General features: G+C 57.2%; 10 protein-coding genes. 4 read left to right on the forward strand and 6 right to left on the reverse strand.

Annotation, left to right across the window (positions count from 1 at the left end):
- Nucleotides 1-62: 62 nt before the first annotated feature.
- On the forward strand, nucleotides 63-1,343 hold the full coding sequence (hemL, locus tag ACG1VR_RS19015) for a glutamate-1-semialdehyde 2,1-aminomutase (RefSeq protein ID WP_395489557.1): 1,281 nt from the start codon (nucleotides 63-65) through the stop codon (nucleotides 1,341-1,343).
- Nucleotides 1,344-1,397: 54 nt separating this feature from the next.
- Here hemL and fhuB read toward each other — a convergent pair whose 3' ends face one another.
- The 6 genes from fhuB to hrpB form a co-directional block, all read right to left on the reverse strand.
- On the reverse strand, nucleotides 1,398-3,377 hold the full coding sequence (gene fhuB / locus ACG1VR_RS19020) for a Fe(3+)-hydroxamate ABC transporter permease FhuB (RefSeq protein ID WP_395489558.1): 1,980 nt from the start codon (nucleotides 3,375-3,377) through the stop codon (nucleotides 1,398-1,400).
- Complete coding sequence (fhuD, locus tag ACG1VR_RS19025; RefSeq protein WP_395489559.1) at nucleotides 3,374-4,273, reverse strand: Fe(3+)-hydroxamate ABC transporter substrate-binding protein FhuD; 900 nt, start codon at nucleotides 4,271-4,273, stop codon at nucleotides 3,374-3,376. Before fhuD ends, fhuB begins: the two co-directional genes overlap by 4 nt.
- Entirely contained in the window at nucleotides 4,273-5,070 is a 798-nt protein-coding gene (fhuC, locus tag ACG1VR_RS19030; RefSeq protein ID WP_216375189.1) for a Fe3+-hydroxamate ABC transporter ATP-binding protein FhuC, read from the reverse strand. Before fhuC ends, fhuD begins: the two co-directional genes overlap by 1 nt.
- A gap of 48 nt (nucleotides 5,071-5,118) precedes the next feature.
- Nucleotides 5,119-7,326 (reverse strand): ferrichrome porin FhuA, encoded by a 2,208-nt coding sequence (fhuA, locus tag ACG1VR_RS19035; RefSeq protein WP_395489561.1) that lies wholly within the window; start codon nucleotides 7,324-7,326, stop codon nucleotides 5,119-5,121.
- 217 nt (nucleotides 7,327-7,543) lie between these two features.
- Nucleotides 7,544-10,102, reverse strand: coding sequence for a bifunctional glycosyl transferase/transpeptidase (gene mrcB, locus ACG1VR_RS19040; protein ID WP_016534947.1), 2,559 nt, complete (start codon nucleotides 10,100-10,102; stop codon nucleotides 7,544-7,546).
- A gap of 172 nt (nucleotides 10,103-10,274) precedes the next feature.
- Entirely contained in the window at nucleotides 10,275-12,710 is a 2,436-nt protein-coding gene (gene hrpB / locus ACG1VR_RS19045) for an ATP-dependent helicase HrpB (RefSeq protein WP_395489562.1), read from the reverse strand.
- Nucleotides 12,711-12,783: 73 nt separating this feature from the next.
- On the opposite strand from hrpB, the gene thpR reads away from it, so the two are divergent.
- From thpR to dksA, 3 genes are all read left to right on the forward strand, one after another.
- The gene (thpR, locus tag ACG1VR_RS19050; protein ID WP_172568331.1) at nucleotides 12,784-13,323 is read left to right on the forward strand and encodes an RNA 2',3'-cyclic phosphodiesterase; all 540 of its coding nucleotides are present in this window, start codon (nucleotides 12,784-12,786) and stop codon (nucleotides 13,321-13,323) included.
- Nucleotides 13,324-14,028, forward strand: coding sequence for a DNA/RNA nuclease SfsA (gene sfsA / locus ACG1VR_RS19055; RefSeq protein WP_227318281.1), 705 nt, complete (start codon nucleotides 13,324-13,326; stop codon nucleotides 14,026-14,028).
- Between the two features lie 191 nt (nucleotides 14,029-14,219).
- Nucleotides 14,220-14,675, forward strand: a complete 456-nt coding sequence (gene dksA / locus ACG1VR_RS19060) for an RNA polymerase-binding protein DksA (protein WP_016534943.1) — start codon at nucleotides 14,220-14,222, stop codon at nucleotides 14,673-14,675.
- Nucleotides 14,676-14,728: the final 53 nt, after the last annotated feature.

The following is a 14,728-nucleotide window of genomic DNA, read 5'->3' on the forward strand; positions in this document are numbered from 1 at the left end:
GTGGCGCGGGTTTCACATAGAATAGACCGCTGTCACCATTTCCACGAATCAGGAGCCGATTCATGAGTAAGTCTGAAAACCTGTACGCCGCAGCCCGCCAGGTCATTCCCGGCGGCGTTAACTCACCGGTACGCGCCTTTACCAGCGTGGGCGGTGTGCCACTGTTTATCGAGCGTGCGGACGGGGCTTATCTGTATGACGCTGACGGTAAGGCCTATATCGATTATGTCGGTTCGTGGGGGCCAATGGTGCTCGGCCACAACCACCCGGCCATCCGCAACGCGGTCATCGAAGCCGTTGAGCGCGGCCTGAGCTTCGGCGCACCGACCGAAATGGAAGTCAAAATGGCGGAACTGGTTACAGAACTGGTGCCGACAATGGATATGGTGCGTATGGTTAACTCCGGCACCGAAGCCACCATGAGCGCCATTCGCCTGGCTCGCGGCTATACCGGCCGTGACAAAATCATCAAATTCGAAGGCTGCTACCACGGCCACGCTGACTGCCTGCTGGTAAAAGCGGGTTCCGGCGCGTTGACCCTCGGCCAGCCGAACTCACCGGGCGTGCCTGCTGATTTCGCCAAACACACGCTGACCTGCACCTATAACGATCTCTCTTCCGTGCGCGAGGCGTTTGAACAATATCCGCAGGACGTCGCCTGTATCATCGTTGAGCCGGTTGCGGGCAACATGAACTGCATCCCACCAAACGCCGACTTCCTGCCTGGCCTGCGTGCATTGTGCGACGAATTCGGCGCGCTGCTGATCATCGACGAAGTGATGACTGGCTTCCGCGTGGCGCTGGCTGGCGCTCAGTCTTACTACGATGTTGAGCCGGATCTGACCTGCCTTGGCAAAATCATCGGCGGCGGGATGCCGGTAGGCGCTTTCGGTGGCCGTCGTGAAATCATGGACGCGCTGGCTCCAACCGGCCCGGTTTACCAGGCTGGCACGCTTTCCGGTAACCCAATTGCCATGGCTGCGGGCTACGCCTGCCTGACCGAAGTTTCTCAGCCTGGCATTCACCAGACGCTGACAGAGCTGACCGAAATGCTGGCAAGCGGCCTGCTGAAAGCGGCGAAAGCTGAAAACATTCCTTTGGTGGTAAATAACGTTGGCGGTATGTTCGGCCTGTTCTTCACCGATGCAGAAACCGTGACTAACTATAAAGACGTGATGACATGCGACGTTGAGCGCTTCAAGCGTTTCTTCCACCTGATGCTGGAAGAAGGCATTTACCTCGCGCCTTCGGCGTTTGAAGCGGGCTTTATGTCCGTCGCCCACTCTAAAGAAGATATTCAGAAGACCATCGACGCCGCGCGTCGTGTGTTCGCGAAGCTGTAATCTTTACCCTCACCCCGGCCCTCTTCCCGCAAAGAAGAGGGTTCGGGTGAGGGATTACCGCCCCTGCTTTCTCAGCAGATAAACGAAGTATGGCGCGCCGATAAACGTCGCCAGCAGCCCCGCCGGAACCTGGTTCGGGAACAGAATCATCCTGCCGCACCAGTCAGCCAGAATCATCAGTATTCCCCCGAGAACCCCGGCAATCGCCACCTGCGGCATCGCTCTGCGGAAGCCAAGCATGCGTGCGATATGCGGTGCCATCAGGCCAACGAAGCTTAAAGGCCCGACGATAAGCGTCGCGGCAGCGGTCAGCGTGGAAGCCAGCAGCAGAAGCGCCAGCCGTGAAGGCGTTATCGCCATACCAACCGCGCGGGCAGTCGCCCCGCCCAGCGGCAGAATAGCCAGCCAGCGGCGGAACAGCGGCGTTATCGCCAGCAGGATAGCCATAACCACCAGCGTTCTTACCGCCTGATCTCCGGTAACGTTATAGGTCGAACCTGAGATCCAGGTTAGCAGCGTCGCCATACGCGGATCGCCGCTTGCCATCAGCATCATCAATAACATGGTGAATGCGGTGCTGAGCGCCATCCCCGCCAACAACATACGCTGCGGCGAGAAGCCTCCGCGCCCGGCGGCAATCATAATAATCAGCAGGGTGGCCGCCGCACCAAGGCTACCGGCAGGCAGCAGCCAGGCGAAGGCATTGCCCGGCACGATAAACAACATCAGCACCACGCCAAACGCCGCCCCGGAGCTAATGCCCAGCACTTCCGGACTGGCCATCGCATTGCCGGTCAGGCGCTGGATCAGGCTTCCCGCGACTGCCAGCATCACGCCTGCGGTTAACGCCGCCATCACGCGTGGCCAGCGCCACGGCAGAACATCATCAAACAGTTCGCCACTCAGCCAACGCCAGCCATGAGCATCACGGCCAAGCGCCAGCGCGGCGGCAATCGCCAACAACAGAACGCCAAAGCTGACGAGGAGCCACAGCACAACCCGCTGGCGCTCAGCCGGAATATTGTCTCCGGCGCTCATCGAAGGCGCGCCACTGGTGCGCAGGCGCGGCAGCAACCACAGCAGAATTGGCGCACCGATAAGCGCGGTAATCGTGCCGGTAGAAATTTCACCCCACACGCCTGCCAGCCAGATAACAATCTGATCGGACAGCCAGAGGATCAAGGCCCCGATGAGCGGCGCAAGGAACAGACGAGCGGCCAGGCGGCGGGCGCCCAACATTTTTGCCAGCAGCGGAGCAAACAGGCCGATAAAGCCGATAATTCCTACCGCATTGACCAACTGGGCGCTGAGAACAATAGCCAGCGCCAGAGCCGCAAGGCGAACCAGCGACAGCGCCAGACCAAGGTTACGCGCAACGCCGTCGTCCAGCCCCATCAGCGTGAGCGGCCTGAGGAGCAACAGCGTCAAGAGCAAACCGCCCAGCAGGCGCGGCCACAGAGCCTCAACGCTGCTCCAGTCCTGCTGATTCAGCGAGCCAGTGCTCCACAAGAACATGTTTTGCAGCTGATCGTGATGGAAAATAGCCAGCAGCTGGTTAACCGCCCCGCAGTAAAGGCTGAGCACCAGCCCCGCGAGGATCAGCGTCACCGGCGACATACGTTTTCCCCATGCAACGCCAAAAACCAGCAGGCCGACGAGCGCGGCTCCCATCAGGGCGGCAAACGGCTGAGCTGCCTGCGGCAGAACCCAAAGCGTGGCAACCGTTACGCCAAGCTGCGCGCCGCTGGCAACGCCAAGGGTTGTCGGCTCGGCCAGCGGGTTACGCAGCACCTGCTGGAACAGAACGCCTGTCAGCCCCAGACCTGCACCCACCAGCAGCGAAATAGTCAGCCGCGGCAGCGAGCTGTAGTGGAACAACATCTGCTGAATATTGTCGAGATCCGGCCTGGCAAAAGCGCGGCTCCACTGCGCGGAAGGCAGCACGCCGTTCATGTTGTGCAGCGTCAGCCAGAGTGCAGCAATAAACAGAATCATCAGCAGCGCCGCAGGGAAAATAAAATGGCGACGAATCATGAGATGCTCCTCAGCCCGTCATCCAGCACGCTGGCGAAATGCATCGCCGACATCGTCGTGCCGTACAGCCAGACAGCGGGAACCTGCTGAAAACGGTTCTGGCGAATAAACGGCATCGCCTTCCACAGCGGCGTGGCCGCAACCTGGCGAGCTATAGCCTCGTTTTTATGATCGAAACACAGCACATCAGCGTCTTTAATCGCCGCCAGCCGCTCTATACCAACCACCGCGGTTCCCCAGAAATTGGTTTCTTCCTGCCAGGCATTTTTCACGCCGAGCAAATCCATCACCTGCTGGAACAGGCTGTGTTTGCCGACAACCAGCGCGTGGCGGTTGTCCAGGAATGACATCAGCAGAACCGGGCGATCGCCGCGATCGGCAAAACGCGGCTTCATGCTGGCAATAAACGAGTCAAATCCGGCCAGATGACGGCTGGCGGCCTGCTGCATGCCAAGCGTGTCGCCAAGCTGAATTAAAGACTTGCGGGCAACGTCCAGCGGTTTGCCGGAGCCATCGTTAAAGTTGAATCCAAGCCCCGGCGCGATGCGGGTGATTTTCTCCGGCGACGGACCGTAGCCTGCGGAGTAGAGGATCAGAGAAGGTTTGAGCTGCGCCATCAGCTCCAGATTAGGCTCGGTGCGCAGGCCAACGTCTACCACATCTTCAGGTAACTTAGGTTCATTAACCCAGATGCGGTAGTTAGGAATATCGGCGACGCCCATCGGCGTAACGCCCAGGGCCATCATCAGCTCCACCGGCAGCCACTCAAGCGCAATGATGCGGTTCGCATCGGGCGTTGCCGCATGGGCGGCATTCATCTTCAGCAGCAGCGGTGAAAGCGCCATCGCCGCCAGAAGGCGGCGACGGGTTAACAGGAAGTCATTTATGCCGCTCATCAGTAAACAAAACTTACCGGCGCAGCGCCCGCCGGATGCGGAAGGATGCCCATCGGAATGCCGTAGATATGCTCCAGCGTCTCGCTTTGCATCAGTTCCTGCGGCGAGCCTTGAGCAATCATTTCTCCGCCGCGCAGCGCAACCAGGTTGTCGCAATAGCGTGCGGCCATATTGATATCATGCAGAACGGCAATCACCGTCAGGCCACGCTCCTGGCTAAGGCGATGAATAAGCGCGAGGACATCAACCTGGTGAGCAATATCCAGCGCGGAGGTTGGCTCATCAAGCAGCAGGCAGCGGCTATCCTGCGCTACCAGCATCGCAATCCACGCGCGCTGGCGCTCACCGCCGGAAAGGCTGTCCACCAGGCGATGGGCAAACGGCTTCAGCCCCACAAGGCTAATAGCCTCGTCGACCCGTTCACGATCGGCTACGCCAAAACGCCCCAACGCCCCGTGCCACGGATAACGACCAATCGCCACCAGTTCACGTACCGTCATCCCTTCGGCCGCGGGCAACTGCTGCGGCAGATAGGCAACCTGGCGAGCAAAAGCCTTGCTGCTCCAACTATCCAGCGGCTGCGAGTTAAGCAGAATATCCCCGTCCGACGGCTTCTGGTGGCGACCGAGCATTTTCAGCAGCGTCGATTTACCGGAACCGTTGTGGCCAATCAGGCCGGTGACTTTACCCACCGGAAAGGTGATGGAAAGCGGATGGAGTAACGTGCGCCCGGGCACGCGGAAGGTGACATCGGTGAGGCTAAAAGTGGTGTCGGGATGAAGGTGTTTATCCTGCATGGTAGCCATCTTAGTGAAGGGCACGGCGAACCGTGCCCGGGAGACAAGTTAGAAGCGGAAGGTCGCGGTGGCAACCACCTGACGCTCTGCGCCCCAATAGCATGCGTAATCGCGGTAGCAACTTGAGACATACTCGCGGTTAAACAGATTGTTGACGTTCACAGCGACGGAAGAGCCAGGTAATCCGAAACGAGCAAGATCGTATTTAACCATAGCATCAGCAACGGTATAGCTCGGCACGTTAAACGTATCATTCACCTGCGGACCGGAGGCGTAGAAGCTGGACGTTGCACCAACATAACGAGCACCAGCCCCGAAGGTGAATCCACTCAGCGCGGTCTCGTGGAAGGTGTAATCAGCCCAGAGAGAGGCCATGTTACGTGGAACTTCTGCCGGACGCTTACCCTGATACAGCGTGTCATGAGTATATTCAGCATCAGTGTATGTGTAGGAAGCGGTCAGGTTGATATTTGCGTTAACAGCGGCTTTAGCTTCCAGCTCCAGACCGCGTGAGCGAATTTCCCCACCCTGAACACTAAAGGCACTATTGGCAGGATCGACAGTTAAGTTCTTGTCTTTAGTCAGGTGATAAACGGCAGCGGTTACCGTTACCGGCATGTCTTTAGGTACGTATTTCACACCCGCTTCGTACTGTTTCCCTTTAGACGGATCAAATGGCTTACCTTGCCTGGTAGAGCCTGACACCGGTTCAAAGGATTCGCTGTAGCTTACGTAAGGGGAGATGCCATTATCGAAGAGATAATTCAGGCCACCGCGCCATGTGAATTGCTTATCGTTAACCTCAGCCAGGGTTCCTGAGGAACGCGTAAAGGTAGACGTTTTAGCAAAATCATATCGGCCACCCAGCGTCAGAACAAACCTGTTCCACTCAGCCTGATCCTGCATGTAAAGTCCCGTCTGCTGCTGACGGTTAATGACTGCATAAGGGAAGTTAGTCACAACGTTCGCATTGCCGTACTGCGGATTACTCATGCTAAGTGGGTCAGCAGAGCCATACATAGCATCAATGTCGTTACGCATACGCATGTAATCAACACCGGTCAACAGAGTATGGTCAACCGCACCAGTGGCAAATTTAGCCTGTGCCTGAGTATCTACTGAGAAGTTATTAAGATCCTCGTCAGAACGAACGTAAGCACGACTAATCTGTCCAGGAGAGATATAGCCATTTCCGTAAACGGAATCATAGAGCGTGTGAATACGTGTATAGCGAAGATTTTGGCGAACGGTCCAGGTATCGTTGAACTCGTGCGCAAAGCTATATCCAACCATTTGCTGGCGACGAGACATTTTGTTGTCTCTCTCACCTTCATTGAAATCAGTTGGTAATTTATGAGAATTGCCATTGGCATCAACGTAAGGAACAACCGTTCCCTGGCGAGGAAGCCAGCCGTAATAACCTGCCTTCGGATCGCTTTGGAAATTACTCAGGAACGTGAAATCTGTTTTGTCATCAGGACGCCAGCTAAAGGAGGGAGCAATAGCATAGCGATTTGATTTAACCATATCCTGCTGAGCATTTTCGCTGCGCCCTAATCCAGTCAGACGGTAGGAGAATTCACCGTTATCATCCAGCGCATCGCTGAAGTCGAAACCGGTCTGCCACAGGTTGTTAGTGCCCATTTTAAATTGTATTTCGTGCAGCGGCTCGGTCGTTGGGCGCTTGCTGACCATACTCACTACGCCGCCAGGATGGCTTTTACCATAAAGCACAGAAACAGGGCCACGCAGCAGCTCAACACGTTCCAGGAAATAAGGATCCATAGAAGCTTCAGAGTAGTTATCTCCCTGCAGCTTCATTCCATCCAGATATTGGTTAGTGTTAACGGTCGAAGATGTCGTGAAACCACGAATGGATACAACATCATAAGTTGAAGAACTTCCACGAGTAGAGAACACGCCAGGGGTGTAATCCAGAGCTTCTTTCACCGTCTGCGGTTGACGGGTGTCCATCTCTTCGCGGGTCACCACGGAAATAGACTGCGGCGTCTTTTCAATTGGGGTGTCGGTTTTGGTCGCGGTTGCGGAACGCTTGGCCGCAATCGTCGGTGACGGACCCCATGCGCTTTCCGCCGGTGCAGCGCTGGCAGAGACCGTAATAGTGTCTTCTTTTTGGGTGCTATTAGTGCCCGCAGCAAAGCTGCTTACGCTTACGCTTCCCACCGCCGCAGCGACAAACAGGGCAAGCTTACGGACAGGGTTTTTGGCTGGCTGACCAGTGAATGAACGCGCCATGATATTTTCTCTGATGAAGTAGTAAATGATAACGTAAACGATAATTATTATTATGCCCGCAGGATAATAGACGAAACGAATCCTGCATAGCAAGCGCTTCACATCCTCGCAATAGCTAAGGGATTAAGAAATAACCGGATGGTTTATAGGGTGTTATTGAGGTGTGAAATTTAGGATAAGGAACCCTCTCCCGGGCGGGAGAGGGTAAAGAGTCAACTTAGTTACCGCCAAACATATCTTTGATCCAACCGGCAACGCCGTCGCTCTTCTGCTCCTGAGCGGGCTGCTGTTGCTGAGGTTGCTGCTGCGGCTGCTGTTGAGGCTGCTGGCCCGCAGGAGTCTGGCTAAATGGATTAGCTGACTGCTCTTCCTGCTGGCTCTGCTGGCACAACGCATTTGGATTCGTCGTCCATACCGGCAGAATACGGTCGCCCCCGCCTCCGCACTGGAAGTAGCCCGCGCTGTTGACGCCCATATCGACGATATCTTCCGGCTCGGTCAGATCCAGAGGGATCGGCGACTGGTTCGACAGATAGCGCTGATACAGCGACATCGCGCCGCTGGCACCGTACAGTTTGGTCGGCTGGTTATTATCGCGGCCAACCCAAGTAATGGTAACTTCCCGGCCATCAATACCGGCAAACCACGTATCCACGTTGTTGTTGGTGGTCCCCGTTTTACCCGCCAAATGCAGGTTCGGGTATTTACCGCCCAGCGCACGACCCGTACCCCGAGCCACAACCTGCTGCATACCAAACAGCGTCAGGTAAGCGGCTTGAGCCGGAACGGCCTGTTCGGCCTGCGGGAAGCTCTGGTACAACACCGTGCCGTCTTCGGCAATAACGGAACGCAGCGCCGACAGCGTTGCGCGGTTACCGCCGCTGGCAATGGTCTGGAACGCCTGCGCGACCTGAATCGGCGTCAGGTTTAGTGCCCCCAGGATCATCGACGGAACCGGATTCAGCTGGTCTTTTGGCACACCGAGCTTAGTCCAGGTATCGGTAATAGCCGGTAGACCCAGCGTCATCCCGAGGTTGACGGTCGGCACGTTCATAGAACGCGTCAGGGCGTCAACCAGCATCACCTGCCCACTATATTGGTGGTTATCGTTTTGCGGCGACCATACCTGCCCGTTCGACAACTTGATGCCAATTGGGGCATCGGCAAGCCAGGTATTCAGGCGGAATGTGTCCGGCTGGCTTAGCGCCGTCAGATAGGTCGCCGGTTTTGCCAGCGAGCCGATAGAACGACGAGCCTGCAATGCGCGGTTAAAGCCCGCAAACTGCGGCTCCGCCCCGCCAACCACGGCACGAACTTCACCGGTAAAGCGGTCAACAATCACCATCGCCGCTTCCAGGTCGTTCAGCTTGCGCGAAGCGCGCAGTACCGGAACGCCTTCGGTTACGGCTTTTTCAGCCGCATCCTGAGAAACGGAGTCAAAGGTGGTAAAGATCTTCACGCCGGAGAGATCTTTCACTTTATCGCCCAGCTTGTCCTGCAACTCCTGACGCACCATCTGCATAAAGGCAGGCTGCGGGGAAATAACGCCGCCGCGCGGCTGCACGCCCAGAGGACGGGCGCTCAGCATGTCGTACAGCTCCTGGTCGATAACCTTCTGCTCTTGCAGCAGGCGCAGCACCAGGTTACGGCGCTCCAGCGCCAGCTTCGGATTACGCCACGGGTTATATAGCGACGCACCTTTGACCATGCCCACCAGCAGCGCCTGCTGATCGAGGCTCAGCTCGTCAACCGGGCGGCCGAAGTAGTAAAGACTCGCCAGCGGGAAGCCGCGAATCTGATCGTCGCCGCTCTGGCCGAGATAAACCTCGTTCAGGTACAGCTCCAGAATGCGGTCTTTGTCGTAGCGGGCGTCCATGATAATCGCCATGTACGCTTCGTTAGCTTTACGCCACAGCGTACGCTGGTTGGTCAGGAACAGGTTTTTTACCAGCTGCTGGGTCAGCGTACTGCCGCCCTGCACCGCACGCCCCGCCGTCAGGTTAGCCAGCACCGCACGGCCGATGGAATAAATGCTAATTCCGTCATGCTCATAGAAATGACGGTCTTCGGTGGCGATAAGCGTATCCACCAGCAGGTCCGGGAAGCCGGAGCGCGGCACAAACAGGCGCTGCTCGCCGTTTGGCGAAGAGAGCATGGTTATCAGGCGCGGGTCGAGGCGGAAAATCCCGAAGCTGCGGTTATTGTCCATGTTCTGGATAGATTCCAGACGCCCGCCGTCAAACACCAGGCGAGCGCGGATCTGCCCTTCTTTCCCGTCCGGGAAGTCAAACGGACGACGGATGAGCTCGATGCTGTTGCCCTGCACGGTAAACTCGCCCGGGCGAGTCATGCTCGAAACCTGGCGGTACTGGGTCGCTTCCAGCAGCTTGACCATCTCCGCCTTGTTATACGGCATATCCGGTTCAAGGTTGACCATGCGGCCGTATACCGCCGCCGGCAGTTGCCAGACTTTGCCGTCAATGCGGCTGCGGATTTGCTGATCGAGATAAACCCCGTAGATGGCAAACGCAATTGTGAAGATGATAGCCAGCTTCACCAGCAGCCAGAAGAAGCGGCGTTTTTTCGACGGGCGGCCCGATCCCTTACCCTTACCTTTTCCTTTACGCGGCGGCATTGGCTCCTCGTCTTCGTAGTCGTCATCTTCGTAATCGTCGTCATAATCCTCATCCCTGACCTGACGACGGCTCACCTTCTCTTTCGCCGGACGCGTTGCTTTTCCTTTACGTCCAATCGGCTCGCGGTCATTCCCCGCCATGCATCTTCTCCACAAAAGTTCAGGCGCCAGGGCCCGATTCTCCGTTCTTCCGCGCAATACGAAAGAAGAAATCTCTCAAAAAACAGCCAGACATTCTTATCAAAAATGTCTTTTCATGTTTGCTCCCTCTCCCTTTGGGAGAGGGTTGGGGTGAGGGCGCTGGTTGGTGCCCTCAGGAATACTTTTTCGTGCGGCGCGTCGGCGCGGTATTCGCCGGATCGTCGGGCCACACGTGTTTCGGGTAGCGCCCCTTCATCTCTTTCTGCACTTCGCGATAAGCGCCGTTCCAGAAGGCGGTTAAATCGCGGGTTATTTGCAGCGGACGCTGCGCCGGAGATAATAGCTCAAGCACCAGCGGAACGCGCCCCCCTGCAATAGAGGGCGTTTGCGCTTCGCCAAACATTTCCTGCATGCGTACCGCGAGCGCAGGAGGATTATCGCTGTGATAGCGAATCGCAATCTGGCTTCCGGTCGGCACAGTGTAATGAGTTGGCAGGGCACTATCCAGCCGTTGACGCATCGGCCAGTCGAGCAGGTTGCCCAGCGCCCTGCTGAGATCGATATTTTTCAGCGCCCGCAGAGAATGAACGCCGCGCATTTCAGGCAGCAGCCACTCTTCCAGCGTTGCCAGCAGCGATTCATCGTCAACCGCAGGCCATTTCTGTTCCGGCAGCCAGCGGGCGGCGCAGGCGAGGCGTAAACGCAGCTGCTGCGCCGGGATTGACCACTCCAGCAGATCAAGCCCGCGCTCGCGAATGCCGTTTAAAATCGCCAACTGCATCTCTTCTTCCGAAGGTTTCGCCAGCAGCTGGACTTTAACCACCAGCCTGCCGATTTGCCTGCGGCGATATGCCTTCAGCGAGCCACGCTCTTCGTCCCATTCCACCGAGTCGCTTTCCGTCAACAGCTGCGGCACGCGGGCCACCAGCTCTTCAATATCCAGCGGCAGCGCCAGCAAAATTCTCGCATCCGGCGACTGGCTTCCCTGCAACAGCAGTGGAGCAATCAGCCATTCGTGGCGCGTCATGGCATCATCCTGCTCCAGCATCGCGCCCATGCCGTTGGCCAGCTGGTAGCGCCCTTCCGCACCGCGTCGCCGGGCAATGCGGTCTGCAAAGGCGGTGGCCAGCAGCGGCATAGCCAGGGAGATATCCGCCGTGCCGCCGCGCGAGTTTATTCTTTTCAGCAGTTGAGCCGCACGCTGCCGCCAGTTAGCGTTTTTGCCGTCAAACATTACGCGTAAATCGCCACCGCCGTGAGTACGCGGTGGCTCTTCCAGAATCGCGGCCAGCAGCGCCGCCGTAGCCTGCTCATCCGCCGTTTTTGCGGCAACCAACATCGCAGCCAGACGCGGATCGTTGCCCAACTGCGCCATCTTTTGCCCGTTTGCGCTGAGCCTTTGCTGCTCATCCATCGCTCCCAGCTGGCGCAAAAGCCTGCGGGCCGCCGCAAGGTTCGCTTCAGGCGGAGTATCAAGCCAGGTCAGCTGGCTCACGTCCCGGCAGCCCCATTGCAGCAGCTCAAGCTGTAGGCCAGAAAGATCGCTTTGCAGGATTTCCGGTTCGCCCTGAGCGCTGGCCCGCTCAGCCTGCTCGGCGCTGGTCAGGTGCAGGCAAATCCCTGGCTCCAGTCGCCCGGCACGCCCTGCGCGCTGGATCATAGAAGCCTGGCTTACGCGCTGTGTTACAAGGCGAGTCAGGCCGGTGCGGACATCAAAGCGGGCGACGCGCTCAAGCGAGCCGTCCACCACCAGCCGAATACCTTCGATGGTCAGGCTGGTTTCCGCGATATTAGTCGCCAGCACGACCTTGCGGGTTCCCGCTACGGCGGGGAGAATGGCCTTACGCTGCTCGCTGAGCGGCAGAGCGCCATACAAAGGGCAGAGCTGAACGTCGCTCGCCACTCGCTCTTTCAACTGCTCCTGCACGCGCTGGATTTCGCCAACGCCCGGTAAAAATAGCAGCAGGGAGCCTTTTTCCTCGCGCAGCAAACCCGCCACGGCTATCGCCACCGCTTCGTCAAAGCGTTGATGAGCGGGCAAGGGACTAAAACGGCGCTCAACCGGGAAAGCGCGGCCCTCAGAAGTAATCACCGGCGCATCGGGCAGGCACTGCCGCAGCCGCTGGTTATCCAGGGTTGCGGACATAATCAGAATTTTCAGATCATCGCGCAGCCCGGCCTGCACGTCGAGCAGCAGCGCCAGGGCAAGATCCGCCTGCAGGCTGCGCTCATGGAATTCATCGAGGATAACCAACCCGATGCCGCTAAGTTCGGGATCTTGCTGGATCATGCGGGTTAATATCCCCTCGGTCACCACTTCCAGCCGGGTATCTGGCCCGACGCAGCTATCGGCGCGCATTCTGTAACCCACCGTTTCACCCGGCTTCTCTCCCAGCAGCTCTGCCAGCCTCTGGGCAACATTGCGGGCGGCAAGGCGGCGGGGTTCAAGCAGCAAAATCCGCCCTTCCAGCCCGCTATGCTGGAGAATTTGCAGCGGCAGCCAGGTGGATTTACCTGCGCCGGTAGGGGCATTAAGCAAAACTTGTGGGGCGTGCGCGAGTGCTTCAAGCACTTCAGGCAGCACGGCGGCGACCGGTAATGACGACACAAACGGCTCCAAAGGGTTAACATCGGCGGTCGCGCATTGTAGCATCCCGCCAAACCATAACCGAGAGACAACCATGGCCGAGAGTCGCCGCCTGTTTTTTGCCCTGACCTTACCGTCCGAAGTGCAACAGCAGATTATCCACTGGCGTGCCGCCGAATTTCCTGCCGACGCGGGGAGGCCGGTCGCGGCGGCTAACCTGCACCTGACGCTGGCATTTCTGGGAGATGTCTCTGAAGAAAAATGTCGGGCGCTAAGCCGCCTTGCCGGGCGTATTCGCCAGCCGGGTTTCAACCTGAAGCTGGACGATGCCGGGCAGTGGCTGCGCTCAAGCGTGGTGTGGATGGGGCCGCGTCAGGCACCCCGCGGCCTGCTTCAACTGGCAAATATGCTGCGCTCTCAGGCGGCCCGCAGCGGCTGCTACCAGTCTCCGCTGCCATTTCACCCCCATATCACGCTGTATCGCAACGCTATTCGCCCCGTCGCTTTACCCGCGCCGGGCTTTAGCTGGCAGTTCAGGGTGGAAGAGTTTAGCCTGTACCAGTCCATTTTTGAGCAGGGCAGAACCCGCTACCAGACGCTTGAACGCTGGCCGCTGACAAATAAGGAAGAGTAAATGGAGTTTTCCCCCGCGCTGCAGTCCGCAACGCTCATCAAGCGCTATAAACGTTTTCTGGCCGATGTGATGACAGCCGATGGCGAAACCCTGACCCTTCATTGCCCGAATACCGGGGCGATGACGGGCTGCGCCACGCCGGGAGACACCGTCTGGTACTCCACGTCCGCCAGCCCAACGCGAAAATACCCTAATACCTGGGAGCTTACCCAAACGCAAAATGGTGAGATAATTTGCGTCAATACGTTACGCGCCAACATGCTGGTTAAAGAGATGCTGGAGGCGAATCCTCCGGCGGAATTAGCGGGCTACAGCAGCGTTCAGGCCGAGGTAAAATACGGCGAAGAACGCAGCAGAATTGATTTTATGTTACAGGCGTGTAACAAGGTTAACTGCTATATTGAAGTGAAATCGGTCACGCTGTTTGACAACAAAATGGGATTTTTCCCGGATGCCGTTAGCCTGCGTGGCCAAAAGCATTTAAGAGAGTTAATGAATGTGGTTCAGCAAGGAGAGCGCGCGGTGCTACTGTTTGCGGTATTGCATTCTGCTATAAATAGCGTCTCCCCGGCCCGCCACATTGATGCAAAATATGCGCAGCTGTTGAGTGAGGCGCAGCAGCGTGGGGTTGAAATTATCGCCTGGAAGGCAGAACTTTCTGCCACAGGGATGACTCTAACTACGCCGTTGCCTGTCCATTTATGAATCACATCTGGTTAAGGACAGATAACGTATTGTCTTTTTTATAGTCGGGTCGTTTCGCAAATAAGCTTTTCTTCACACGGTTGTCAAGAGAGGAGTTTATATAATTGCCATCCTGAAAAGCATCTGCTATTTATAGCGGCCTGATTTTACCCCGACAGGGGACCGATAAGTGCGTGTTAAGGAGAAACAACATGCAAGAAGGGCAAAAGCGTAAAACATCGTCCCTGAGTATTCTCGCCATCGCTGGGGTGGAGCCGTACCAGGAGAAACCGGGCGAAGAGTATATGAACGAAGCCCAGCTGTCGCACTTCAAGCGCATTCTTGAAGCATGGCGTAATCAGCTCATGGACGAGGTCGATCGCACCGTTACACATATGCAGGATGAAGCTGCTAACTTCCCGGACCCGGTAGACCGTGCTGCCCAGGAAGAAGAGTTCAGCCTCGAACTGCGTAACCGCGATCGCGAACGTAAACTGATCAAAAAGATCGAGAAAACGCTCAAGAAAGTGGAAGACGAAGATTTCGGCTACTGCGAATCCTGCGGTGTGGAAATCGGCATTCGTCGCCTTGAAGCTCGTCCGACAGCTGATTTGTGTATCGACTGCAAAACGCTGGCAGAAATCCGCGAAAAACAAATGGCCGGCTAACGGCTCGCGTAAACGCCAGGACTCTATGGCGGGAGCTTTCTCCCGCCATATTA

Origin of the sequence: Cedecea davisae, assembly GCF_044095835.1 — a bacterium.
Lineage (GTDB): Bacteria > Pseudomonadota > Gammaproteobacteria > Enterobacterales > Enterobacteriaceae > Cedecea > Cedecea davisae.